Origin of the sequence: Flavobacterium sp. LC2016-12 (genome assembly GCF_015351595.1) — a bacterium.
Taxonomy (GTDB): Bacteria; Bacteroidota; Bacteroidia; order Flavobacteriales; family Flavobacteriaceae; genus Flavobacterium.
The window spans coordinates 154,079-178,047 of sequence record NZ_JADKPT010000001.1; the positions used below are offsets into that span (position 1 = coordinate 154,079).

At 32.3% G+C, this 23,969-nt stretch carries 22 protein-coding genes; 14 read left to right on the forward strand and 8 right to left on the reverse strand.

Annotated features, from left to right (window positions below):
- Positions 1 to 65: 65 nt before the first annotated feature.
- From IRZ99_RS00665 to IRZ99_RS00675, 3 genes are all read right to left on the reverse strand, one after another.
- Positions 66 to 839: a carboxypeptidase-like regulatory domain-containing protein gene (locus IRZ99_RS00665; protein ID WP_194655443.1), complete on the reverse strand. Its 774-nt coding sequence runs from the start codon at positions 837 to 839 to the stop codon at positions 66 to 68.
- Positions 840 to 1,085: 246 nt separating this feature from the next.
- Complete coding sequence (locus IRZ99_RS00670) at positions 1,086 to 3,011, reverse strand: DEAD/DEAH box helicase (protein WP_194655444.1); 1,926 nt, start codon at positions 3,009 to 3,011, stop codon at positions 1,086 to 1,088.
- A 194-nt stretch (positions 3,012 to 3,205) separates the two neighbouring features.
- Complete coding sequence (locus IRZ99_RS00675; protein WP_194655445.1) at positions 3,206 to 3,784, reverse strand: non-canonical purine NTP diphosphatase; 579 nt, start codon at positions 3,782 to 3,784, stop codon at positions 3,206 to 3,208.
- Positions 3,785 to 3,863: 79 nt separating this feature from the next.
- Here IRZ99_RS00675 and IRZ99_RS00680 point away from each other — a divergent pair, with 79 nt between their 5' ends.
- The gene (locus tag IRZ99_RS00680) at positions 3,864 to 5,642 is read left to right on the forward strand and encodes an ABC transporter ATP-binding protein (RefSeq protein WP_194655446.1); all 1,779 of its coding nucleotides are present in this window, start codon (positions 3,864 to 3,866) and stop codon (positions 5,640 to 5,642) included.
- Here the strand turns inward: IRZ99_RS00680 and IRZ99_RS00685 are convergent.
- Entirely contained in the window at positions 5,623 to 6,009 is a 387-nt protein-coding gene (locus tag IRZ99_RS00685) for a DUF2809 domain-containing protein (RefSeq protein ID WP_194655447.1), read from the reverse strand. The two genes, IRZ99_RS00680 and IRZ99_RS00685, sit on opposite strands and share 20 nt — an antisense overlap.
- 122 nt (positions 6,010 to 6,131) lie before the next feature.
- Between IRZ99_RS00685 and IRZ99_RS00690 the strand changes: the two genes are divergently transcribed.
- The 3 genes from IRZ99_RS00690 to IRZ99_RS00700 all read left to right on the forward strand — a co-directional run bounded on the left by IRZ99_RS00690 (position 6,132) and on the right by IRZ99_RS00700 (position 8,386).
- Positions 6,132 to 7,310 carry a glycoside hydrolase family 88 protein gene (locus IRZ99_RS00690; RefSeq protein ID WP_228518983.1) on the forward strand — a complete coding sequence of 393 codons (1,179 nt, stop codon included), beginning with the start codon at positions 6,132 to 6,134 and terminating at the stop codon, positions 7,308 to 7,310.
- Between the two features lie 11 nt (positions 7,311 to 7,321).
- Positions 7,322 to 7,726, forward strand: coding sequence for a hypothetical protein (locus tag IRZ99_RS00695; protein WP_194655448.1), 405 nt, complete (start codon positions 7,322 to 7,324; stop codon positions 7,724 to 7,726).
- A 228-nt stretch (positions 7,727 to 7,954) separates the two neighbouring features.
- Positions 7,955 to 8,386 carry a hypothetical protein gene (locus IRZ99_RS00700; protein WP_194655449.1) on the forward strand — a complete coding sequence of 144 codons (432 nt, stop codon included), beginning with the start codon at positions 7,955 to 7,957 and terminating at the stop codon, positions 8,384 to 8,386.
- An 82-nt stretch (positions 8,387 to 8,468) separates the two neighbouring features.
- Here the strand turns inward: IRZ99_RS00700 and IRZ99_RS00705 are convergent, their stop codons facing one another.
- Both IRZ99_RS00705 and IRZ99_RS00710 read right to left on the reverse strand, forming a co-directional pair.
- Positions 8,469 to 9,980, reverse strand: coding sequence for an FMN-binding glutamate synthase family protein (locus IRZ99_RS00705; RefSeq protein WP_194655450.1), 1,512 nt, complete (start codon positions 9,978 to 9,980; stop codon positions 8,469 to 8,471).
- A gap of 27 nt (positions 9,981 to 10,007) precedes the next feature.
- Entirely contained in the window at positions 10,008 to 10,790 is a 783-nt protein-coding gene (locus tag IRZ99_RS00710; RefSeq protein WP_194655451.1) for an NYN domain-containing protein, read from the reverse strand.
- 293 nt (positions 10,791 to 11,083) lie between these two features.
- On the opposite strand from IRZ99_RS00710, the gene IRZ99_RS00715 reads away from it, so the two are divergent.
- Together IRZ99_RS00715 and IRZ99_RS00720 are read left to right on the forward strand one after the other, a co-directional pair.
- Complete coding sequence (locus IRZ99_RS00715) at positions 11,084 to 12,346, forward strand: pyridoxal phosphate-dependent aminotransferase family protein (RefSeq protein ID WP_194655452.1); 1,263 nt, start codon at positions 11,084 to 11,086, stop codon at positions 12,344 to 12,346.
- A 127-nt stretch (positions 12,347 to 12,473) separates the two neighbouring features.
- The gene (locus tag IRZ99_RS00720) at positions 12,474 to 12,953 is read left to right on the forward strand and encodes a hypothetical protein (protein WP_194655453.1); all 480 of its coding nucleotides are present in this window, start codon (positions 12,474 to 12,476) and stop codon (positions 12,951 to 12,953) included.
- 90 nt (positions 12,954 to 13,043) lie between these two features.
- On the opposite strand, the gene IRZ99_RS00725 is transcribed toward IRZ99_RS00720, so the two are convergent.
- Positions 13,044 to 14,162 carry a GTP cyclohydrolase gene (locus IRZ99_RS00725; protein ID WP_194655454.1) on the reverse strand — a complete coding sequence of 373 codons (1,119 nt, stop codon included), beginning with the start codon at positions 14,160 to 14,162 and terminating at the stop codon, positions 13,044 to 13,046.
- 48 nt (positions 14,163 to 14,210) lie between these two features.
- Positions 14,211 to 15,179 carry a transporter gene (locus IRZ99_RS00730; RefSeq protein ID WP_194655455.1) on the reverse strand — a complete coding sequence of 323 codons (969 nt, stop codon included), beginning with the start codon at positions 15,177 to 15,179 and terminating at the stop codon, positions 14,211 to 14,213.
- A 124-nt stretch (positions 15,180 to 15,303) separates the two neighbouring features.
- On the opposite strand from IRZ99_RS00730, the gene IRZ99_RS00735 reads away from it, so the two are divergent.
- From IRZ99_RS00735 to IRZ99_RS00770, 8 genes are all read left to right on the forward strand, one after another.
- On the forward strand, positions 15,304 to 15,588 hold the full coding sequence (locus IRZ99_RS00735) for a DUF4834 family protein (RefSeq protein WP_072971505.1): 285 nt from the start codon (positions 15,304 to 15,306) through the stop codon (positions 15,586 to 15,588).
- 50 nt (positions 15,589 to 15,638) lie between these two features.
- Entirely contained in the window at positions 15,639 to 18,074 is a 2,436-nt protein-coding gene (locus IRZ99_RS00740; protein WP_194655456.1) for a YfhO family protein, read from the forward strand.
- A 68-nt stretch (positions 18,075 to 18,142) separates the two neighbouring features.
- Positions 18,143 to 18,310 carry a hypothetical protein gene (locus tag IRZ99_RS00745; protein ID WP_194655457.1) on the forward strand — a complete coding sequence of 56 codons (168 nt, stop codon included), beginning with the start codon at positions 18,143 to 18,145 and terminating at the stop codon, positions 18,308 to 18,310.
- Positions 18,307 to 18,780: a nucleotidyltransferase gene (locus IRZ99_RS00750; RefSeq protein WP_194655458.1), complete on the forward strand. Its 474-nt coding sequence runs from the start codon at positions 18,307 to 18,309 to the stop codon at positions 18,778 to 18,780. Before IRZ99_RS00745 ends, IRZ99_RS00750 begins: the two co-directional genes overlap by 4 nt.
- 21 nt (positions 18,781 to 18,801) lie before the next feature.
- On the forward strand, positions 18,802 to 20,088 hold the full coding sequence (locus IRZ99_RS00755) for a glycosyltransferase family 4 protein (protein WP_194655459.1): 1,287 nt from the start codon (positions 18,802 to 18,804) through the stop codon (positions 20,086 to 20,088).
- A 44-nt stretch (positions 20,089 to 20,132) separates the two neighbouring features.
- Entirely contained in the window at positions 20,133 to 21,602 is a 1,470-nt protein-coding gene (locus IRZ99_RS00760) for an oligosaccharide flippase family protein (RefSeq protein ID WP_194655460.1), read from the forward strand.
- Positions 21,603 to 21,698: 96 nt separating this feature from the next.
- On the forward strand, positions 21,699 to 23,351 hold the full coding sequence (locus tag IRZ99_RS00765) for a mechanosensitive ion channel family protein (protein ID WP_194655461.1): 1,653 nt from the start codon (positions 21,699 to 21,701) through the stop codon (positions 23,349 to 23,351).
- 241 nt (positions 23,352 to 23,592) lie between these two features.
- Positions 23,593 to 23,892 (forward strand): hypothetical protein, encoded by a 300-nt coding sequence (locus tag IRZ99_RS00770; RefSeq protein ID WP_194655462.1) that lies wholly within the window; start codon positions 23,593 to 23,595, stop codon positions 23,890 to 23,892.
- The last annotated feature ends 77 nt before the right edge of the window (positions 23,893 to 23,969 follow it).

Consider the following 23,969-nt stretch of genomic DNA (forward strand, 5'->3'; position numbering starts at 1 on the left):
TTCAGGCATAAAAAAATCCTTAATTAAAAATTAAGGATTCGAATATTTTGATTTTAAAACAAAATCTAATTTCGTTTTAAAACTTTGTATTGTTCGTAACAGCCGCTAATAGCATCCAGAATTTGCAAATCGTTTGCAGATTGAATAAAGGCGTCAGAATAGTTGCAACGCTGTAAAATATCGGGAATTTCGTCTTTGCTTATTCCTAAAAGAACAGCAAGTGTTTCACGATCGTATTTGGATTCTAAAAGATTTCGAATTGTGTCGTCTTTTTTCATATCCTTCAACTTTTTAAGCTCTTTTCCATTTTTTCCAAAGAAATTGTAGAGCATATCAGCTGGGTTAAAAATAGATCCCAATACTTTTCCAAAGGCATTTGGAGCATATTCACCAGCTTCATAGCCTTGTGTTAGACCAGAAATACTATATCGATAGTTTTCTTTTGTTGGAATTAATTTAGAATCAATTTCAAGATAACCAGTTAAGTTAAAAGGAGCAATAACAACTTCTTCAAGTGCAATTGCTTTTTCTGTAAGTTGAATCCTTGTTACTTTATTTTTTATCCAGTCATTTGTTACTCTGATTCGCAGAGACTGAAATCCTAAAAGTGAGAAATGCAGTGTATCATTTGGCTGCACATCAATTTCAAAATATCCTTTAGCATCAGACTGGGCACCACGTACTTTGTTTGTGTTAATGATATTTACATTAGGAATAGGCTGTTTACTATTATCGTTGTAGATGTAACCAGAAACTCTCTGAGGAATGGTGGTTTCAGTTTCTTGTGCGAAACTGATGGTCGATACTAGTATAAAAAAGAAAACTGCGAAATATTTCATATCCTGATTTAAAGCACTAAAAGTAGTAAATCGGGATTAAATATTTCGCAGTCTTCGAATATAATTATAAGAAAATTAACAAAGCAAGTAGTGTTGCTTTTGGTATTTACATAAAAAGGTAAAATATAATTAAATTAATTTGTTATTGAATTACTAAACTCATACACGGAGGGTTCTTGGTGTAAAAAAAAATCCCAAATTCCAATATGTTTGGAATTTGGGATTTTGTATTTAAGATGATTAAAATTAATCTCTTCTTGGTCTTCTTGGTCTTGGCGAATCACCAAAGCTTTCAGAACGTCTTGGAGCTCTGTCTGAACTTCCTTCGTTTCTTGGAGCCGAGCTTCTAAAGCCACCTTCTCTTTTAGGAGCAGATGAGTTTCTGTCGCTTCTGAAACCACCTTCTCTAGGAGCAGAGTTTCTATCGCTTCTAAAACCTCCGCCACCAGAACCTTCGCGTCTTGGTCCGAAACTTCCACCACCAGAACCTTCACGTCTTGGGCCTCCAGAGCTTCTTCCGCCGCCAGAACGTCCGTTATGGTCACGTCTTCCGCCACCATCATTTTTAGAAATTTCAACATTAATACGACGTCCTTCTAATTGTACGTTGTTTAATACTTCCATTACTTTTTCAGTGTGCTCAGGATCAGTGTTAAAGAAAGAGAAACCTTCTTTTACATCTACTTTGAAAACGTCATCACGACCTAAGTCTAATGTTTCTTTCAAGTAATCTTTTAGCGTCATCCAATCGAAATTGTCTCTTGAACCGATGTTTACAAAATAACGAACTGCTCCATTATTATTGAATTCTCTTGGCTCAGAATCGCTTCTTTCACGTCTTTCTCCTGCTTGAGATGAAATGTCTCTGTTCTTTTTATAGTAAGCAATAAAACGGTTAAATTCTACTGAAACCATTTTCTTAATCAATTCTTCTTTAGATAAACCTTCAAGAACATTATTGATTGCTGGTAAATAGTTGTCAATTTCGTGATCAACTTCAGTATCTTTAATTTTGTTTGCTAAGTGCAACAATTGAATTTCGCAGATTTCGATTCCAGATGGAATAGATTTTTCTTCGAATTTTTGTTTGATAATTCTTTCGATAGAAGAAATTTTACGTAACTCACTTTTTGTAACAATTACAATAGAAGTTCCTAATTTTCCAGCTCTACCAGTACGTCCAGAACGGTGATTATATGTTTCAATTTCGTCAGGAAGTTGGTAATTTACTACGTGAGTAATATTATCAACGTCAATACCACGTGCAGCAACGTCAGTAGCAACAAGCATCTGAATTTGTCTTCCACGGAAAGATTTCATTACCCCATCACGTTGCGCCTGAGATAAATCTCCGTGCAATGCAGCAGCGCTGTATCCATCTTCGATTAATTTTTCAGCTACGGCCTGTGTATCTCTTTTAGTACGACAGAAAACCACAGAGAAAATATCTGGATTTGCATCGGCTAAACGTTTTAAAGCTTCGTAACGGTCACGTGCATTTACTAAGTAAAACTCGTGAGAAACTGTTGCAGAACCTGAGTTTTTAGCTCCAACAGTAATTTCAACCGGTTCGCTCATGAATTGTTTTGCAATTCTGGCAACCTCTTGTGGCATAGTTGCAGAGAACAACCATGTACTTTTTTGATCTGGAGTATCTGATAAAATAGATACGATGTCTTCATAGAATCCCATGTTCAACATCTCATCAGCTTCATCCAAAATACAGTAATCTATATTTTTAATGTTAACCAAACCTCTGTTAATCATGTCTTGCATTCTTCCCGGAGTAGCTACAATAATTTGTGCTCCTCTTTTAATGTCTCTAGCTTGCTCTGTAATACTAGCCCCGCCGTAAACTGCTACCACATTAATACCTTTCTCGTATTTTGAGTAGTTTTTAAGTTCGTTGGTAATCTGTAAACAAAGTTCTCGTGTTGGCGATAAAACTAATGCTTGTGTATTCCTGTTGTCAGCATCAATTTTTTGAATTAGCGGAAAACCGAAAGCTGCCGTTTTCCCTGTCCCTGTCTGAGCCAACGCAACCATATCTGTGTCTTTTTCCAATAATAGGGGAATCGCTTTCTCCTGTACTTCTGACGGATTCTCAAATCCTAGATCTAAAATCGCCTTCAGTAACGATTCATTCAATCCTAATTGTTCAAATTTATTCATATGTGTATTTAAAATAGGGTGCAAAATTACTGTTAATATTCCATATAAACTAATGCATTTTTAAGAATTATGTATTTGTTATGATTTGATTATCAAAAAGTTATGTTTATCGCAAAATCGATTTGACAGGAAAATGAATAATTTTACGTCGAGTAATATAAATTTTACCCTTTAAAATGTTGGATTTTAAACAATTATTTTGTGGAGTTCAGAAAATCAATTAGTTGCTGAGTTGCTTTTGCTCGATGACTAATTTTATTTTTGATTTTTGAAGATAATTCGGCAAATGTTTCTGAATAATTCTCAGGTTGAAAAACAGGATCGTATCCAAAACCGTGATTTCCTGTTTTCTCAAAAGTAATTTTCCCTTTTGCAAGTCCGGTAAATAAATATTGCTCTCCGTTTAAGTTTAAAGCAATAACGGTCTTAAACTGTGCACTGCGATCTAATTTGTCTTTTAGTGCCTTTAAAAGTTTATTCATATTATCGTCAGCATTTTTTTGCTCGCCTGCATATCTTGCCGAATAAACGCCTGGTTCGCCATTTAATGCGGTAACTTCTAAACCAGTATCATCAGCAAAACAATCGTATCCATATTTTTCTGTAACATAATTGGCTTTCAAAATGGCATTTCCTTCTATAGTGTCAGCCGTTTCCGGAATTTCTTCAAAACAGCCAATTTCTTCAAGACTTAATAATTGTATAGATCCGTTTAAGATGCTTTGAATTTCTTTGATTTTATTAAGATTATTTGATGCAAAAACGAGTTTCATAATAAAGAGTTTTGTATGAGTAATTTGAAACACAAATTTAGAATTCTTATATTTGATATGTTGCCTAAAAAGAAAATAAATGGAGATATCCGCCTTATATAAAAAGATAACGCCTTTTGTCAGGCCTTATCGAAAAATGGTTATCGCAACCTTACTGCTTACATTTTTAGGCTCCTTTGCGGCACAGGTAAATGCTTTAATCTTAAAATATACTGTCGATACAATCAGTAACTTGATGGTGGCACACGAACCATTATCAAAAGGATTTCATTTATTAGGTATTATTAGTATTGTATTGCTTTCTAAGGAATTGATTTATTCAGTAGTTCAATTCGGACAGAAATTTTATGGAGAAAAACTGCGAATCTTCATAACCCGTGACATTTCTCAAACGATAGTCGAAAAAATTCTGAGTTACAGAATGGAGTTTTATACTTCTAATGAAAATGAAAGCGGTAAGCTTCAAACCAGAATAGATTTAGGAATTAGCAGTTTGACAAGATTGGTTCAGAATTTCTTTATTGATATTCTGCCTTTGTTTGCTAATGCTTTTGTTGCCCTAATTCTTATGTTTTATGCGAATGTTTATGTGGGTTTGGTGAGTTTATGTATTATTCCGATTTATTTTTATGTAAGTCAATTGCAAGCGACTAAACTAAGCGGATTTAGAAGAAGAATGCGGAATTATCGCGAAACGAAAAATAACGGAATCATAAGTTTAATTGAATCGATAACCGTAATTAAATCTTTTGTCCGCGAACCGATGGAGGCGGAACGTCATCAGAAGATTCAATTTGAAATGACCGAAAATCAATTGGCAACCAGAAAAACCAGTTTCATTTTTGAAAGTATAAAAGGTTTTATTGAGCAAATTGGCGTTGTAATCATCATCATTCTTACGGCTTATTTTGTTTTGAATAATACTATGACGATTGGCGCGATCATGTTTCATATTATGTTGTTTAACAATGTTTCATCACCCATCAGACAATTGCATCGTATTTATGATGAAGTAAATGATGCTTTGATTTATTCCGAAGGTTTTTTCGATATTTTAGAATCTGATCAGGAAAAAGAAACAAGTGGAAGTTATATTCCGGAGAAAATTGTGGGACTAATAGAAGTTAAAAATGTCGATTTTAGTTATCCAAACGGAACTAAAGCTCTTTCGGATATTAATTTTACAATTAAGCCAAATGAAACCAGTGCTTTAGTCGGATTAAGCGGCGCGGGAAAAAGTACTATTATCAATTTATTGGATAAATTTTATCTGCCTTCATCAGGAAAAATTTATTTGGATGGAGTAGATTTAAATGATTATGACACTGATTTTCTTCGTAAGAACATTGGATTAGTATTACAAAAGAACCACATTTTTAAAGGAACTATTGCTGAGAATATTCTTTACGGAAATCCTGATGCTACACAATCTGAAATTATTGACGCAGCGAAACAGGCTTATATTCACGAACAAGTGATGCAATTGCCAAAAGGATACGATTCTGATGCGCATCTACTTTCAGGTGGACAACAACAGCGCATTGCCATTGCCAGATTGTTTTTAAAGAATCCGCCAATTATTTTCTTAGACGAACCAACGGCCAGTTTGGATGCTATTGCAACGGAGCAAATAAAAAAATCGCTTGATGCCATTAAAAAAGATAGAACCGTAATTATTATTTCACATAGTATTTCTCAAATTATCGATGCGTCACATATTATAGTTTTAGAAAAAGGAAAATGCATCGAACAAGGAACACACGATGAATTGTATGATAATAAATCAGTTTATTATGGAATATTTACTGCTATGGCAAATAGTCTGAATATTGAGAAAATTACGCAGACGCTTGATTAGATAAACGTTTTAAAGTCAGGTCTTCGATAAAAAAAACAATTGTAATTCCAAAAGTATAAGCAATCATATCGCTCCAAAGAAAGCCTTGTCCGAGAACATATCTTCCAAAAAGCGTTTTTCTGAGTTCTATGATCCATTCGCCCTGATAAAGTTGTAGAAATTCAATTCCGTAACAAATCAATAAAGAAATAACTGCTACCTGAATTCCTTTGTTGTTGATGAAAACTATTCTGGTAAGAACGTAAATCATAACGGCATACAGTAAGTCACCTGTAAATAAAGGGATGAAGCTTATTTTTCTGGAAAGGATTCCGAGACAAATAATTCCAAGGCAAATAATGAAATAATGAAATCTGTATTTTTTCAAAATTAAATTTTATTGGGCGACATTAGTACATTTTGAGGTAAACAAAAATACAAAGATTCGGAATAGGTATACTTTATTTTATAAATTTATCGATTCTAAAAAAACTTTACAAAAATAACCACATGAATACAAGATTTACTAAACTCGTTTTTACCTTGTTTCTCTTAACAGGTTCTGTCTATTCTCAAAAAACCGATTCATTTAATGTTAAAAAACAACTTGAATATTGCGCAGAACAAGCTTCAAAAACATTAAAAGTAATCCCAGATGACGGAACTTCTCCAAGAACGGTTCCAAATGGAAGCAAAGAATGGAAATTTGTGGATTACAAAGATTGGACAAGTGGATTTTGGCCAGGAGAATTATGGTATTTGTATCAGGCAACCGGCGATAAAAAATGGGAAAAAGAAGCCGATAAATTTAGTCGATTTTTAACTCCATTATCTGTTAGCAAGGCTGGCGACCACGATTTAGGTTTTCAGGTTTTCAATAGTTTTGGAAATGGTTATCGCTTGACAAAAAATAAGGAATATAAAGATGTTATTTTGAAAACGGCTGATACTCTGGCAACACTTTTTAATCCAAAAGTAGGAACGATTCAATCCTGGCCACATAATAAAATGGGCGGTCATAATACGATTATCGATAATATGATGAATTTAGAACTACTTTTTTGGGCTTCTAAAAACGGTGGAAATAAAAAGTTATATGATATTGCTGTAAAACATGCCGAAACAACAATGGACAATCATTTTAGACCAGATTATTCAGCTTATCATGTTTTAATTTATGATTATGAAACCGGTAAAAAAATAAAAGGAAGAACTGCTCAGGGTTACAGCGATGACAGTATGTGGGCGCGTGGTCAGGCTTGGGCTATTTATGGATTTACAATGGTTTACAGAGAAACAAAAGATCCTAAATTCTTAGAATTTGCGCATAAAATAACCCGAGTTTATTTAGATAGATTAACAACAGAAGATTTGGTTCCCTATTGGGATTTTAATGCACCCGGTATTCCGAACGAACCAAGAGATGCTTCTGCAGCAGCCATTGTATCTTCGGCGTTAATTGAATTAAGTTCTTATACAAAAGATGCAACTCTCAAAAATGAATATTTAACCAAATCTAAAAAGATGATTGTATCGCTTTCAGATCATTATCAGAGTCACGATGTCAATTCGGCATTCCTGCTTCATTCAACAGGTCATAAACCAGCCGGAAGTGAAATCGACTGTTCTATAAATTATGCTGATTATTATTATTTGGAAGCTCTTTTAAGACTTCAAAAATTAAAATAAATTAAAAGATTATGATCAAGAAAATTAGCCAAATTTTATTTGTAATTGCGATTGCATTGATGGTGTTAAGCTGTAAAAATACCAAACAGAAACTTCAGGAATATGTGGTTTCATACAATAAAACAGCTGTCAATTTTAAAAGTGAAAATGTTACACTGACAACTGCCAGAGGTTATATAAATGACAATAAAATTGAATTACGATTTGAAACGGATTTAGAGCAAAATGAACCTAATAAAGCAAAGGCGGGAACAGAATTCCCAAAGCTGTTGAAAGAGATGATAAACAAGGATGAAAAATTTAAGGAATTAGTGGAAGAAGGAGTTCAGTTTGATTCTTACTTTCTAGCAAATGATAATACAGTTCTGGAGAAAAAAATAATTAACAGAGAAGAAATGTCTTCATTGTTGAAGTAGTAGTTCTAATTATAACTTTTTTAATATTTTAAACCTCTTTAATCATTTTTAAAGAGGTTTTTTTCTGGAGAAAAATCACTTCTTTTTTGTTTATAATACAATAATTTTGTCATGGCAATTAATTTGTAGTCAAATGATTATATTTTAATATTTTTTTTAACTCATGTTGGTTTTGTGTTAAAAGTTTGTTATGTTTGAGTTAAAAAATAACTATAAAACCAAAAAATTATGAAAAAAATTACCCAAATCGCATTTGCTTTTTCCTTTCTTTTATTGCTGATAAGCTGTAAAAACACCAAACAGAAAATACAGGAACATGTTAGTAATTATAATACTTCCTCTTCTATAAAAGGCGGGAATGTTGTTAGTACAAGTGCAAAAGCATTTTTAAATGACAATAAAATTGAAATAAGAATTGAAACCAATTTAGAAGGAACTGATGCAAACAAATTAGCGTATAAAGACATTTTTCCAAGCTTGCTTAAAGAAATGGTTAAAAATGATCAAATTTCTCCCGAGTTAATTGAAGAAGGAGTAAAGTTTGATGTGTACTTTATATCTTACAATAATATAATTCTTGCTCAACAATTAGTTGATAAGCAAGAATTGGCGGTTATAGAAAATGGTGCTGCAGCAGGCAAAGAAACTGCAAAGCTTTAATTTGAATAAATCCAAAAAACATAAATCCCAAAAAAATAAAAAAAAAGCCTCTTTGAAATTAACAAAGAGGCTTTTTTTATTTTTAATGTTTGGTAACGTTCGTTAATTGATCAGGGAAATAGGAATCTGATAAATTAGCAAATTCATCACCTCGCATAAAGATATTGATATCAACGTCGGCAAAACTTTTCTTTCCTGCTGCTGCTAAAAGTTCATTAGCGGCATGTAAAGTGTTTTTATGAAAATGATACACACGTTCTGATTTATCGGTAACCACCAAACCTTTCATAAGCATTTTGTTTTGAGTTGCTACTCCGGTTGGGCATTCATTATTATGACAACGTAAGGCTTGTATACAACCTAATGAAAACATAAATCCACGGGCACTATTGCACATATCTGCACCTAAGGCAATCGCATGTAGAATTGAGTACCCGGAAATGATTTTTCCACTTCCAATAATACGTATTTTATCACGAATATTTAGGCCAACCAATGTTTTGTTTACAAATATCAGGGCAGGTTCAAATGGCATTCCAACTCCATCTGCAAATTCCAGGGGAGCTGCTCCGGTACCGCCTTCAGCGCCATCAACGGTTATGAAATCTGGATAAATATCTTCTGCAATCATTTCGTGGCAAATGGCTTCAAATTCAGCTGTATTTCCAATACATAATTTAAATCCGATAGGTTTTCCATTTGATAATTCGCGTAATTGTGCTATGAAATGAACAAGCCCTTTACTGTCTGAAAAAGCATGATGACCGGGAGGAGAAAGAATAGTTGTATGTGGTTCAACGCCCCTGATTTTAGCAATCTGAACTGTGTTTTTTGCCGCAGGAAGTACTCCGCCATGACCAGGCTTTGCTCCCTGAGAAAGTTTAATTTCAATCATTTTTACATTTGGAAGATTCGCCTTTTCAGAGAATTTTTCCGGACTGAAATTTCCATCAGCAGCCCGACAACCAAAATACCCTGTTCCTATTTGCCAGGTAATATCGCCACCACCAGCAAGATGATATTCTGTTAAACCACCCTCTCCGGTATTTTGGTAGAAATTTCCTTTTTTAGCACCAATATTTATAGCGCGAACTGCATTTTCACTTAGCGAACCAAAACTCATAGCAGAAACATTGAATAAAGAAGCTAAATAAGGTTGTTTACAATCTTTTCCGCCTACCAAAACACGTGGTAATTCTTCGTTTACTTTGGCAGGAAAAATGGAATGCTTTATTCCTTCGTAATTATCCTGATTTAAATTTAGTTGTGTTCCGAAAGGAGAATTCGAATCAATATTTTTAGCTCTTTGATAAACTAAGGAGCGTTGATTTCTGGAAAAAGGTTTTCCGTCAGTAGATCTTTCAATAAAATACTGCTGAATTTCAGGTGCGATCATTTCGAATAAATACCTGAAGTAACCTAAAACTGGAAAGTTTCTTAAAATAGCGTGTTTTTTCTGAATTGCGTTATAGACACCAACAATGAGTAATATAGGTAAGATGATGACAAGCAGAAAACCACGTTCTGTATAATAATAAATTGCAGCAACAATTAGAAACAATAAGAATCCGTAGATAAAGAATTTTTTTCTCATGTTTTTAAAAAATTTAAAAAGTAATAATTAATTGAACCTCAATCGAACGTAAACATGCTTAATACCTTTTTTGTCTGATTCTCTTTCGTCAATTTCAAGAATATCAGTTAGTGATTTCAGCATGGGGGTAAGCTTGGAAAATCCATAATTTCTTGGATCGAATTCGGGTTTTTTCTTAACGATCAGATTGCCGACATCTCCTAAAAATGCCCAGCCATCGTCGTCCTCAATATCTTCAATTGTGTCTTCAATTAGTTCAATGGTTTGTTTGTCAATTTTATGCAATGCTTTTTCTGAAGGTTTTTCTACTGGTTTTTTAGCATCAGCAGTGACCGTCGTTTTAGGTTTTTTCTTCTGAATAGCGCCGTCCAAAACTTCAATATAAATAAATCTGTCGCACGCAACTATAAAGGAATTAGGAGTTTTCTTTTCTCCAATTCCAATCACTTTCATGCCAGATTCACGTAAACGAATCGCTAAACGGGTAAAATCACTATCGCTGGATACGATGCAAAATCCGTCTAGTTTTCCGGAATAAAGCAAATCCATTGCGTCAATAATTAAGGCAGAATCAGAAGAGTTTTTTCCAACTGTGTAACTGTATTGTTGAATAGGAGTAATGGCATGCTCCAGCAAAACACCTTTCCAGCCATTTGAGTTAGGTTTGGTCCAATCTGCATAAATACGTTTGGTGGTTGGTGTTCCAAATTTTGCTATTTCTTCCATCATACCTTTTACATTGCTGTAAGGTACATTATCAGCATCTATCAGGACTGCTAATTTTAAATCTTTGGAGTTGCTTAAGGGCATTATTGAATTATTTAGAATTTGTGTTTCATTTTTTTAAAATGCATTTAAAATTAGTGAAAAATAAAACAATGGCAGTCTTTTTTCAACGAATTTATAACAGGTATAAATTGTGAGAATTCAATGAACTTATCTTTATTTATTAAGAATTAATATCATAAAATTTTTTATTTTATTTGTAAATCTTTAAAAAACATCAATTTTCATTTCGAATCATTTTCAAATTATTATGATACCATAGAATAAATATTTATTTTTGCTCGCTGATAAATTAAAATTATTACTTCAAATATATTATGGTAAAAGATTTATTCGAAAGAATCCAGAACAATAAAGGCCCTTTAGGAAAATGGGCGTCACAAGCAGAAGGTTATTTTGTATTTCCTAAATTAGAAGGAGAATTAGGTCCAAGAATGCAGTTTGGTGGAAAAGAAATTTTAAACTGGAGTATAAATGACTATTTAGGTCTTGCTAATCATCCGGAAGTTCGTCAGGCTGATATTGATGCTGCAACACAATTTGGAGCTGCTTACCCAATGGGTGCGCGTATGATGTCTGGACATACGAAATACCATGAACAATTAGAAAATGAGTTAGCTGAATTCGTAATGAAACCAGCAGCGTATTTATTGAACTTTGGTTATCAGGGAATGGTATCTATCATTGATGCGTTAGTTACTAAAAATGATATTATTGTATACGATGTAGATTCTCACGCTTGTATTATTGATGGTGTTCGTTTGCACATGGGTAAACGTTTTACATACAAACACAATGACTTAGAAAGTATGGAGAAAAACCTGCAACGTGCTACTAAAATGGCTACTGAAACAGGTGGAGGGATTCTTTTTATTACTGAAGGTGTTTTTGGTATGAGAGGACAACAAGGGAAATTAAAAGAAATTGTTGCTTTAAAAGAAAAATATAATTTCAGATTATTAGTAGACGACGCACACGGTTTTGGTACTCTTGGTAAAACAGGAGCAGGAGCAGGTGAGGAGCAGGGAGTTCAGGATGGTATTGATGTTTACTTCTCTACTTTTGCAAAATCTATGGCAAATATTGGAGCTTTCGTAGCTGCAGATCAAGATATTATTGATTATTTAAAATATAATTTACGTTCTCAAATGTTTGCAAAAGCATTGCCAATGATCCAGACTATTGGTTCATTGAAACGTTTAGAGTTATTGCGTAATAATCCTGAATTGAAAGACAAACTTTGGGAAAATGTAAATGCATTACAAAATGGTTTACGTGAAAGAAACTTCAATATTGGAGATACTAATACTTGCGTAACGCCTGTTTATTTAGAAGGAAGCGTTCCGGAAGCAATGGTAATGGTAAATGATTTAAGAGAAAACTATGGTATTTTCTTATCTATCGTAATTTATCCGGTAATCCCGAAAGGAATTATTTTATTGAGAATGATTCCAACAACTTCTCATACAATAGCTGATATTGATGAAACTTTAGTTGCTTTTGAGGCAATTCGTGAGAAATTAGTTAACGGAACTTACAAAGAAATTGCTAGTAGAACTACAGTTGATTTAGACGCTTAATTAGTAGTTTCAAAAAAAATAGATTTCCTTAAGTGGAAATTATGTAAAAAAAATCCATTCGTTATACGAATGGATTTTTTTTATTTGCGGTAACTTTATAATTCAAAATCAGTAAAAAATAAGAATTATGAAAAAATTACTAGCAGCAACGATCATTATTTTGGGAGTTTTTATTTCTTGTAAAAAAGAAACAACACTTCCACCTCCCCAAATAGAGCCCAACCCTCCTAAAGAAGCAGAAATTGTAGAGCCTGCCGGAGATCAATGTTATACATCCAGACTTAATGGTAATATTGTAGCGCTAAGTTTTAATGTGAACTCGCATCAGGAAGTAAACGGAAAATTAAGTTATAATATAACAGGAAAAGATAAAAATGAAGGAACTATTATTGGTAATATGAAAGGTGATACGCTTATTGCCGATTATACTTTCATGTCTGAGGGAGTTTCTTCGGTTAGAGAAGTTGTTTTTTTACAAAAAGACGGAACTCTTATTGAAGGATACGGAGATGTAGTTGATGCTAATAATAAGGTTACTTTTAAAGATAAAAAGAAATTAAAATTTGATGCAAAAAATACATTGACAAAATCAGATTGCCCACAGTAAAAAAATAAAAAAATTGTAAAAAGAAAAATCCATTCAGACATGTCAGAATGGATTTTTTTACTGAAGAAGGTCGTTGAGACTAAAAAAATCTTAAAGATCTTTTTTATATGTCTTTCTCTGACAATGGATTTTGGGGTCAAAATTTTTCCAAAGTAAATGAATTGCTGTATTCTCAGCTAATTCAGGAGTTCTGATGCAATTTTGAATTCCTTTTTCTGAAAAAGTCTTAAAATATTCATCAAAAATAATAGCTGTAACACCTTTGTTTTGATAATCAGGGTGAACTCCGATTAGATAGAAAACAACATCCTTACTTTTTTTTCTGGCTTGCAATAAATGCCAAAAACCAAATGGGAATAATTTTCCTTTTGCTTTTTGTAAAGCTTCGGTAAAGCTTGGCATTACGATGCTGAAAGCAACTAAATTATCTTCTTTATCAACAACGAATTTGATATATTCAGGATTGATAAAACTAATATATTTCTTTTTAAAATACTCTTTCTGTACATCTGAAATCGCTACAAACGAAGCTAATTTGGCATACGATTCATTAAACAAATCAAACATTTTGTCGACGTGCGGCATAATGTCTTTTGTTTTTGTAAAAGTTAAAGCTCTTAAACCATATCTTTTTTTGATTAATTCCTGGGCTTTGAGGAAAAACTCCGGTTTTACATTTGAGAAAGGAAAAATACTTTCGATATATTCTTTTTCTATCTGAAAGCCTAATTGTTCAAAATGTGTTACATAATAAGGGTTGTTATACCATGTAATCATAGTTCCCATCTGATCATAACCTTCAGTAAGAACACCAACTTTATCTAAGTTTGAAAATCCCATTGGGCCTTCAGCGTGCTCCAGATTATGTCTTCTGCCAAGTTCATATACTTTCTCTAATAAAGCTTTTGTAACTTCGATATCATCAATAACGTCAAACCATCCAAAACGGACTTTCCTTTTATGTTGATTGTTAACTTCAGACCAATTTATGATTGCTGTAATACGGCCAACAATTTCATTGTTTTTATATGCCATATAAAAGTAAGCCTCTGCATGGTCAAAAGCAGGATTTTTTGTTTTGTCAAAAGACTCTAATTCATCAGCAATAATTGGCGGAACCCAATATGGATTGTCTTTATATAATGAAAATGGAAATTTAATATATTCTGTTAATTCCTTTTTGGTTTTGGCTTCTTTAATTGTAATCATTAAAAGTCTTAATTGTTTTCTCTTTTTGAGAGAAGTTCAGTTAGTAATTTATTCGTATTTAGCTTTACGCTTTCTTTCTTGCTCCTGATAGTCTATGTTTTCTTCTGTTTCTTTCTTCTTAGACTTTTTGTCTTTCTTGAATGTCATTTCTTGTTTTTCTTTATACCAGCCATCATAACGCCATGAAAAGCCAACTCCACCATATAATACAGAAGGTGTGCTTTTAAAATTGGTACTTATAGAAGCATCAATCTGCATGTTTGAATTAAGCAAATAGGCAGCACCACCACGAAGAATAGCATCGCTGTAAAAATCGCTTTTATAACCTTGATTTTCAATAAAACCGGACCATTTGTCGTTAAATCCGTGTGTCAAAGTTAATACATATCCGTAACTTGGATAATCGGTTGTAATATAATCAGCAATAAAATTAGTGACAAACACCCATTTTCCGCCTCCAAAAAGATTTTGGGTAATCAATATTACTTTTGGAGAAATACTTGATTCTGGTGAAAAAGAATACGGGTTATCTGCACCAACAAAATTGGCTCCTGCAAATACTGAAACGGCAGGTATTAATTGATGCCAGTTAAAAGAATGATTTGCTTTATAGCTGTAGATATTAGCTGTTTTTTCGTAGTTTTTAAAAGGATCGTAGATCAAATATTTAGCTCCTAAAACGGTCTGTCTGAAGTTGTTTTTTTTGTAACTGGTGTATGGAGTGTCAAAGTTTTCCATTTGATATTGCAGGTCCAGGATAAATTCAAGTTTTTCCATAAATGCGCCATAGCGAACGGTTAAATCAGTTCCAAAACCAGTTGCATCATAATCTAATAAATCGTGTTTTTCTTTAATGCCATAAACACCAATTTCTCCCTGAATAACTGATTTTCCTACTGCATAGGCAGACATGGTTTCGCCGGGACGATTCGAATTAATAATATCGGTGTATTGTGCAAAGAAAATTTGTGGTGATAAGAAAAGAGTTGTAATAAATAAGTTTTTAATTTTTAACATAAATGTATTTTTTGATTAAAAAACTATAACGCATTTCAAATGTACTATATTTTATTATTTATTTAAGATTGATATTTTAATTTTAAACAACGGATTTATTAATTTTGGCAAAAATTATACGATTATGCAAGAAGCATCTTTTACAAATTTGTTTAAAACGATAATGTGGATCATTGCGTTTTATTATATTTTCAAATTTTTAGCCAGAATCTTTTTGCCAGTATTGGTAAAAAAAGCGGTTGAAAAAGCAGGTGAAAATTTTCAGAGACAGCAACAATATAGCCAGGATAACTCATGGCAAAAAACACGTACTAATAATGATGAGATAATCATCAACACCGCTAATGCAAAAAATCCTCGCGAAACCAAAAAGGTTGGCGATTATGTTGATTACGAAGAAATAGATTAAGTTTGTGTCCTAGTTAATAGGATTCATCATTTAACCCAAACCAACCTAAATTGAAAATAGTAAATAAGTTCTATCCGCACGCCCTTGTTATATTGGGCTTTATTCTCGTTTCGTTAATTTATTTTTATCCAGTATTACAAGGAAAACAAATTTTCCAATCGGATATTGCACAATATACCGGAATGGCAAAAGAGCAAAATGACTTTAGAGCCGCTGAACATGAAGAACCTTATTGGACAAACTCTGCTTTTGGTGGAATGCCAACTTATCAGTTAGGAGCTAATTATCCTAACGATTTTGTGGGTAAACTAGATGATGTTTTGCGTTTTTTACCTCGCCCTTCTGATTACTTATTTCTATACTTCTTAGGTTTTTATGGTTTGTTATTAGTTTTAAAAACAGATCCGCTTAAAGCATTTATCGGCGCAATTGCGTTCGGTTTTTCTACGTATTTAATTATTATTCTGGGAGTTGGTCACAATGCAAAAGCGCATGCAATTGCTTATATGCCGCTGGTTATTGCTGGTTTCATATTGGTCTTTCAGAAAAAATATACTTGGGGAGGCTTGCTCACCATGTTTGCGGTTGCGTTAGAAGTCAATGCAAACCACTTTCAAATGACGTATTATCTTTTGATTTTCTTGCTGATTCTTTCGGGATATTTTGCTTTTCAGTTTATTAAGGAAAAAGATTACAAAGGACTTTTAAAAGCTATTGGAGTTTTAACTGTGGCTGGAATTTTTGCAATTGGTGCCAATGCCGGAAATTTATTAGCAACGAGTGAATATGCAAAGTACAGTATTCGTGATAAAAGTGAATTGACTTTTAATCCTGACGGATCTAAAAATGAAACAACTGCTTCAATGACAACGGACTATATTACAGAATATAGTTATGGAATTGCAGAAAGTTTAAATTTAATTGCACCAAGAATTTTCGGTGGTTCAAGCCATGAAAATGTTGGGACAGATAGTCGAATGTATTCGTTTATGATCGAGCAGGGAGTTCCTTCAGATCAGGCACAGGATTTTGTTTCGGGAATGCCAACATATTGGGGAGATCAGCCTATTGTATCAGCACCGGCATATATTGGTGTAGTAGTTTTCTTTTTGGCGGTTCTGGCGCTTTTCATTGACGAAAGAAAAATAAAATATGTATTTCTTGGTGGAGCTTTATTTACGTTGATGCTTTCGTGGGGGAAAAATTTCTCATTGCTGACTAACTTTTTTATCGAATACGTTCCGATGTACGATAAGTTTAGAGCAGTATCTTCCATTCAGGTTATATTAGAATTATGTATTCCTGTACTTGCAGTGATGGGATTACAATCGTTTTTCAAAGCTAAAGACGAACCAAAATTACAGCAAAAAGCTTTAATTCAAACAGGAGTTTTTGGACTTGGGGTTTTATTGATTTTAGTGATTGCTAAAGGAATGTTCCACTTTACAGGAATGAGTGATAATGCTTACTTGCAAAGTTATGGACCTGCTTTTGTTGATGCATTAAAAGAAGACAGAATGAGTTTGTATTCTGCAGACATATTGCGTTCAGGATTCTTTATTGTGATTACATTTGGAATTTTATGGTTGTTCATTAAGAATAAATTAGCTCAGAATACGACATTAATTCTTGTGGGTATCTTAATGATTTTCGATTTGTTTTTTGTTGATAAAAGATACGTTTCTGCCAAAGATTTTGTGAGTCCGGTGCAAATTGCAGCTCCATTTCAGGAAACTCCAATTGACGCTAAAATTTTAGAAGATAAATCAATCTATCGTGTTTTTGATGTACAAGGGCAGTTACAGGGAAGATCTTCTTATTTTCATAAAACCATTGGTGGATATAGTGCTGTACGCCCAAGAAGAATGCAGCAATTAATGGATTATCAAATTCAAAAAGGAAATATTGAAGTGCTTAATATGTTAAATGTTAAGTATGTAATTCAAACTGATAAAGAAGGAAATGAAGTTCCAGTTGCAAATCCTGAAGCAAATGGAAATGCATGGTTTGTTGGTGCGGTAAGATTGGTGAATAAACCTGACGATGTTATGAAAGCTTTAAACGACCTTGATACTAAAAAGGTTGCTGTTTTTAATGTTCATGATTATGAAAGTAAATTTGAAAATGCTCGAGCCAAAAAACAATGGGATACAACCGGAACAATAAAAGTCGTAGAATATAAACCAAACTACATTAAATATCAATCGGATAATGGAAAAGATGGTTTAGCTGTTTTCTCTGAAATGTACTATAAAAATGGATGGAATGCTTACGTTGATGGTAAATTGACAGATCATTTCCCTGTAGATTATGTTTTAAGAGCCATGGAAGTTCCAGGCGGAAAACACACGATTGAATTCAAATTTGAACCACAAGTTGTAAAAACCGGAGGTACAATTACACTAATAAGTTCTATAGGAATGGTATTCCTTTTGATTGGTGGGATTTATTTTGAAAAAAGAAAAACTAAAAACTCACCAATTTAATTTTACTTCTTGGCTTATTTATTGCTTAGATCATTTAGTATCTTTGCGAAGTATTTAAAGACTGAAAAATGAAAAAAAATGTTTTAAGTTTTGGTACCCCAAAAGAGTTAGAAGATAAAAGAATTGCTGAAATAAAATCGCTTTCTTATTTAGAAAGATTAGAGCGGTTGATGGCAATTATTGAAGTTTCCAATATGCTCAAAAATGGTATGATAATTCAATCTAAAAAAAGATGAATGAGCAGATAATTTCTATTTGGAATAGTTTTTTTGAAAATAAAGTTAAGTATATAACTATCGGAGGATTTGCAGTTAATATATATGGCTACAATAGAAATACCGGTGACATTGATATTTATTTAGAAGATACCATTGAAAATAGAATTAATTTAAGAAAAGCATTAAAATCAATTAATCTGGGCGATTTTGAAACCATTGAAACAATGCAATTTATTCCAGGTTGGACTGATTTTAGTCTAAGTTATGGTTTAAGATTAGATATCATGACTACAGTTAAAGGTTTAGAAGATAAATCTTTTGCGTCATTGCTAGATGATGCTACAATTGTTATGATAGATGAGACTCCTGTGTATTTTATTGATTATGATAATTTAATCATCGCTAAAAAAGCTGCTAACAGGCCTAAAGATATTTTAGATATTGAGGAGCTTGATAAGATCAATAACAATACAAAAGAGAATAATTAATATTTTCAGAAATTAAATAAATTGGAACCAAAAAAGCTTTTAATTATTACATATTATTTTCCACCTGCTGGAGGCCCTGGTGTGCAGCGTTGGTTAAAATTTGTAAAGTATCTGCCTGAATTTAATGTTCAGCCCATTGTTTATGTTCCTGAAAATCCGACCTATCCAATTATTGATGAAGGTTTGGTAAGTGAAATATCAGATAAAGTAATTGTTCTTAAAAATAAAATTTGGGAGCCTTATCAACTGGCTTCCATTTTTTCAAAAAAGAGAACCAAGAAAATCAGTTCCGGAATTTTTCCACATCAAAAAAAGCAAACTTTTTTAGATAAGACTTTTCTTTGGGTTCGTGGTAATCTTTTTATTCCGGATGCCCGTGTATTTTGGGTGAAGCCTTCTGTATCTTACCTTGAGAAATATATTAAAGAAAACAATATAGATACAATTGTTACATCTGGACCGCCTCACAGTTTGCATTTAATTGGTCTGGAATTACAAGAAAAATTAAACGTAAAATGGTTTGCTGATTTTCGTGATCCCTGGACTACAATTGGATATCACAAAGCATTGCGTTTGTCTAGTTACGCGGCTAAAAAACATAAAAGATTAGAGCATAAAGTTCTAAATAGTGCTGATACTATTATTGTAACCAGTAAAACGACCAAAACTGAGTTTCAGGCTATTACCAATAGACCAATTTCAGTAATTACTAATGGTTACGATATTGAAAATGTTGAGAAACAAACTTTAGATGCTAAATTTACTTTAGCACATATCGGTTCTTTTTTATCAGACAGAAATCCAAAGTTTTTATGGGAGTGTCTGGTAGAATTACTTCAGGAAATACCGGATTTTAAATCACATTTAGAAATCAAATTAATTGGAGCAGTAAGCCAGGAAGTTCTTGATTCTATTAAGGAATTTGATTTGAATCCTTATTTAAATCTTCTAGGTTATGTTTCGCATCACGAAGCAATTGCACATCAAAAGAAATCGCAGGTTTTACTTTTAATCGAAATTAATTCGGAAGACACTAAAAGTATTATTCCGGGTAAATTATTCGAATATATGGTGTCAAATCGTCCAATAATTGCTATTGGTCCACAAGGTTCTGATTTTGCAGATATTATAAAAGAAACCAATACAGGAGTATTTTTTGATTATTCTGAAAAAGCGAAGTTAAAAAGTGTAATTTTGGACTTTTATAATCAATTTTTGGAAGGGAAATTACAAGCTAATGGCATTGGATTACAACAATATTCCAGAAAAAACCTTACCAAACAATTAGCACAATTGATTAATAATTAATCATATTTTGCAAAAATCTAAAATCTAAATTCAGAAATCCAAAAATGGGTATTGTTTTAAATCAGTCTTTCAAAAATACAATTATTACTTATATAGGCTTTGGAATTGGAGCTATCAATACACTTTATTTATACCCTATTTATTTAGGAGCAACCTATTATGCTCTTACTAATTACATATTGTCTGCGGCAAATGTGATCATGCCGTTGTTTGCTATTGGAATGCAAAACACTCTGGTCAAATTTTATTCGCAATATAAAACCGAAGAAGAACGAGAACAGTTTTTGTCATTTACTGCATTATTTCCTATCTTGATGTGTATTCCTCTAGGTATAATTGGTATTTTTTTCTTTGATGATATTACTGCTTTTGTTTCTAAGGAAAATCCAGTGGTTAAAGAGTTTATGCTTTTAATTCCATTTGTTGGAATATGTATGGCTTACTTTGAAATCTTTTATGCCTGGGCGAGAGTTCACATGCATTCTGTTTTTGGAAATTTTGTAAAGGAGGTTGGTTTACGCTTAGTATCTACCTTTGCGTTGATAGGTTTATATTTTAATTGGATGACTTTAATTCAATTTGTTTATTTTACGGCCGGAATTTATTTTATTGCATTTTTGATTACAATGTTTTACGCTTTTTATATCAAAAAGCCTAATTTTCAGATTACGATACCAAGTAATGTAAAAAGTGTTATGGAGTATACTTTCTATATTATTTTATCAGGAAGTGTGGCGAATTTGCTTTTAGACGGTGATAAATTGATATTGAATCAGTATATGCAAATCGAAAATATTGCATATTATTCGGTAGCGACCTATATTGCTTTGGTTATTTCAGTTCCAAGTCGTGCAATGCACCAAATTGTATACCCAATCACGGCTAAATTAATGCATGAAAATAAACATGATGAACTTAATAGTTTGTATAAAAAAACATCTATAAATCTTCAAATCGTAGGCGGATTTGTAATGTTATGCATATTCGTTAACATCAATCAATTGTATGAAATTGTTCCTGAAGATTATAGAGGAGGTATTCCTGTAGTTTTTATGATTGGTTTGTCAAAATATTTTGATCTGATTTTAGGGAATAATAATGCGATTATTTTCAATACAAAATATTACCGAACGGTGTTGTTTTTAGGATTAGGACTGGTTGTTTTGACTTTTGTTTTAAATGTCATTTTTATACCAATTTTTGGTATTATGGGTTCTGCATTTGCTACGCTATTATCTATAACTTGCTATAGTTTGGCTAAATTGCTTTTCGTCGTAAAAAAGCTTGATTTGTATCCTTTTACAAAACAAAACTTATATTCTCTGGTAATAACGACGTTTCTTTTTTTGATTTTTTACTTTTGGGAATTTCCACTTTATCCTTTAGTTGGAATTGCATTAAAATCTATTTTGGTAACAATTGTTTATGTTTATCTAAATTATAAGTTTAATATCTCTCCAGACATTAATCAGGTGCTTAATAATTTACTGAAAAAGGCAAAAATTAGAATTTAACACGATTTTATTGAGAAAGTAAGGAGTAATTAAATTTCGAAGCTATTTTGTTTTTATATTTGTTAGAAAGGATAATCAATTTATTTCTAGCATTATATGAAAAAGAAATTACTTTGTTTTTTACTATTGTTTTTTATTTTATTTTCTCCAGTAGTCTCTGCTCAAAAAGACACTTTAAAAACTGGGCAAACCACCATTCCTGATTTGAAATTAAAAGGATACCCAATAGTTCCTTTTAAAGACACACTTTTTTATGTTTATAATAAAGTGGGTTCTTTTTCTGCAGAAAACAGAGCAAATGCTATTACCGAAAAAATCAGGAAACTCTATCATGATTCTTTTTTTGAAAGTGATTCCATTGTTGTTGTTCCTTCAGATATTTCTCAGGATATCACGTATAAGGGAGACTTCATCATCATGTCTGTTTTAGATATTGATGCCAAAGTCGAAAATGAAACTGCTGCTTTTATTGCAAAACGAAATTTAACTTTAATAAAAAATGCAGTTGTTTATCAAAATGCAAATTATTCCCAACTTCCGAAGCGCCTTGGTTACACGGCTTTATTGATTTTAATAATTGGTTTGGTTTTATACTTTGTTGGTAAAATTTTTAATTGGATAAAATACCGAATTTTAAAAAAGAGCGATAAATATTTTAAAGGTTTCAATTATAATAATATCAATATCTTGTCTCCTCATAAACAGCAGTTTGTATTGATGCGATTATTTGGGGTTATTAAAATTATTACCCTTATTTTTATTGTTTATCTCTCATTACCAGTTTTATTTAGCATATTTCCGGCGACAGAGGCTTATACAACGACTTTATTACGTTGGATATTGACTCCTGCAAAATTGGCTATAATGGGCTTTGTAGACTTTTTGCCTAGTCTGATCACGATTATTGTTATTATTGTCATTTTTAGATATAGTATAAAAATTATCAAATTCTTCTTTGATGAGATAAAGAAAGAAAACATAAAAATTGATGGGTTTTATAACGATTGGGCAATGCCAACATTTAACATCATTAGATTATTAATGTACGCTTTTATGCTGGTAATTATTTTTCCCTATTTACCAGGTTCTGATTCTCCTATTTTTAAAGGGGTTTCCGTATTTGTAGGGGTTTTATTTTCACTAGGTTCCTCAAATGCCATTGCTAATATGGTAGCGGGTTTGGTAATTACGTATATGCGTCCGTTTAAAATTGGTGATTTTATTAAGATTGGCGATGTAAGTGGAGAAGTAATCGAAAAAACAGCATTGGTTACACGTATCAGGACACCTAAGTTTGAAGATATTACTATTCCGAATGCGACAGTTTTATCAAGTACTTCTACTAACTTTTCGGCCAATACAAAACATGCAACAAACGGATTATTAATTCATACTACCGTTACTATTGGTTATGATGTGCCATGGAAAGATATACATAAAGCACTAATTGATGCCGCTTTAAAGACAGACATGACAGAGAAAACACCTGAGCCTTTTGTCTTGCAAACAAGCCTGGATGATTTTTACGTGTCTTATCAAATAAATGTTTATACGAAAGAACCTACGAAACAACCAAGGATTTATTCGTCATTACATCAAAATATTCAGGACTCGTTTAATGCTGCCGGAATTGAAATCATGTCGCCGCATTATAATGCGCTACGTGACGGAAATACTACAACTATACCCGAAAACTATTTAAAACCTGACTATGAAGCCCCTTCGTTTGGTTTTAAAAAAAATGATTAATAAAATGATAAAATATTGATTTTGTGTTGTTAATGTGTTAAAATTTAACAGTTGTTCGTTTTGTAGTTTAATTTATTAAAATTAACTTTATGTTGAATTTTTGACAGCGGTTTATTTGATTACATATAAAATATCTTATAAAATGCAATAAAAATAGAATTATAAAGTTTTTATCTGAATTGTTTACCTACTAGAATTGTTAAAGTTAAAGAAGTGTTTATTAATTTTAAAAAGGAGGGCTATGAAAAAGAATCAACTGAGTCAGGAACAAAGTTTGCAAGTATTTTCTAATATGATATCCAGTAAGGTTCACAAGGGATTTACGCTAGAAGAAAGAAATGACAAATTACTTTTTGCAGTTCTTTCTAAAGGAGGAAAGGTTGTTAATCATGGTTTAAATTTTACCATTTTTTGCTTAACCTTAGGATTATGGTCATTTGCCTGGTTATATCTCACCGTACACGCATCTAAAAAGAAAAAAATATTGGTAGCTATCGATGAAGATGGTTATCCTTTTGAAGAGAAATGTTTAGTTGCTTAATAATTTAAATCACAAAATATAAATTCCAAATTCCAATAGCGATTATCCTATTGGAATTTGGAATTTTTAATTTGGAT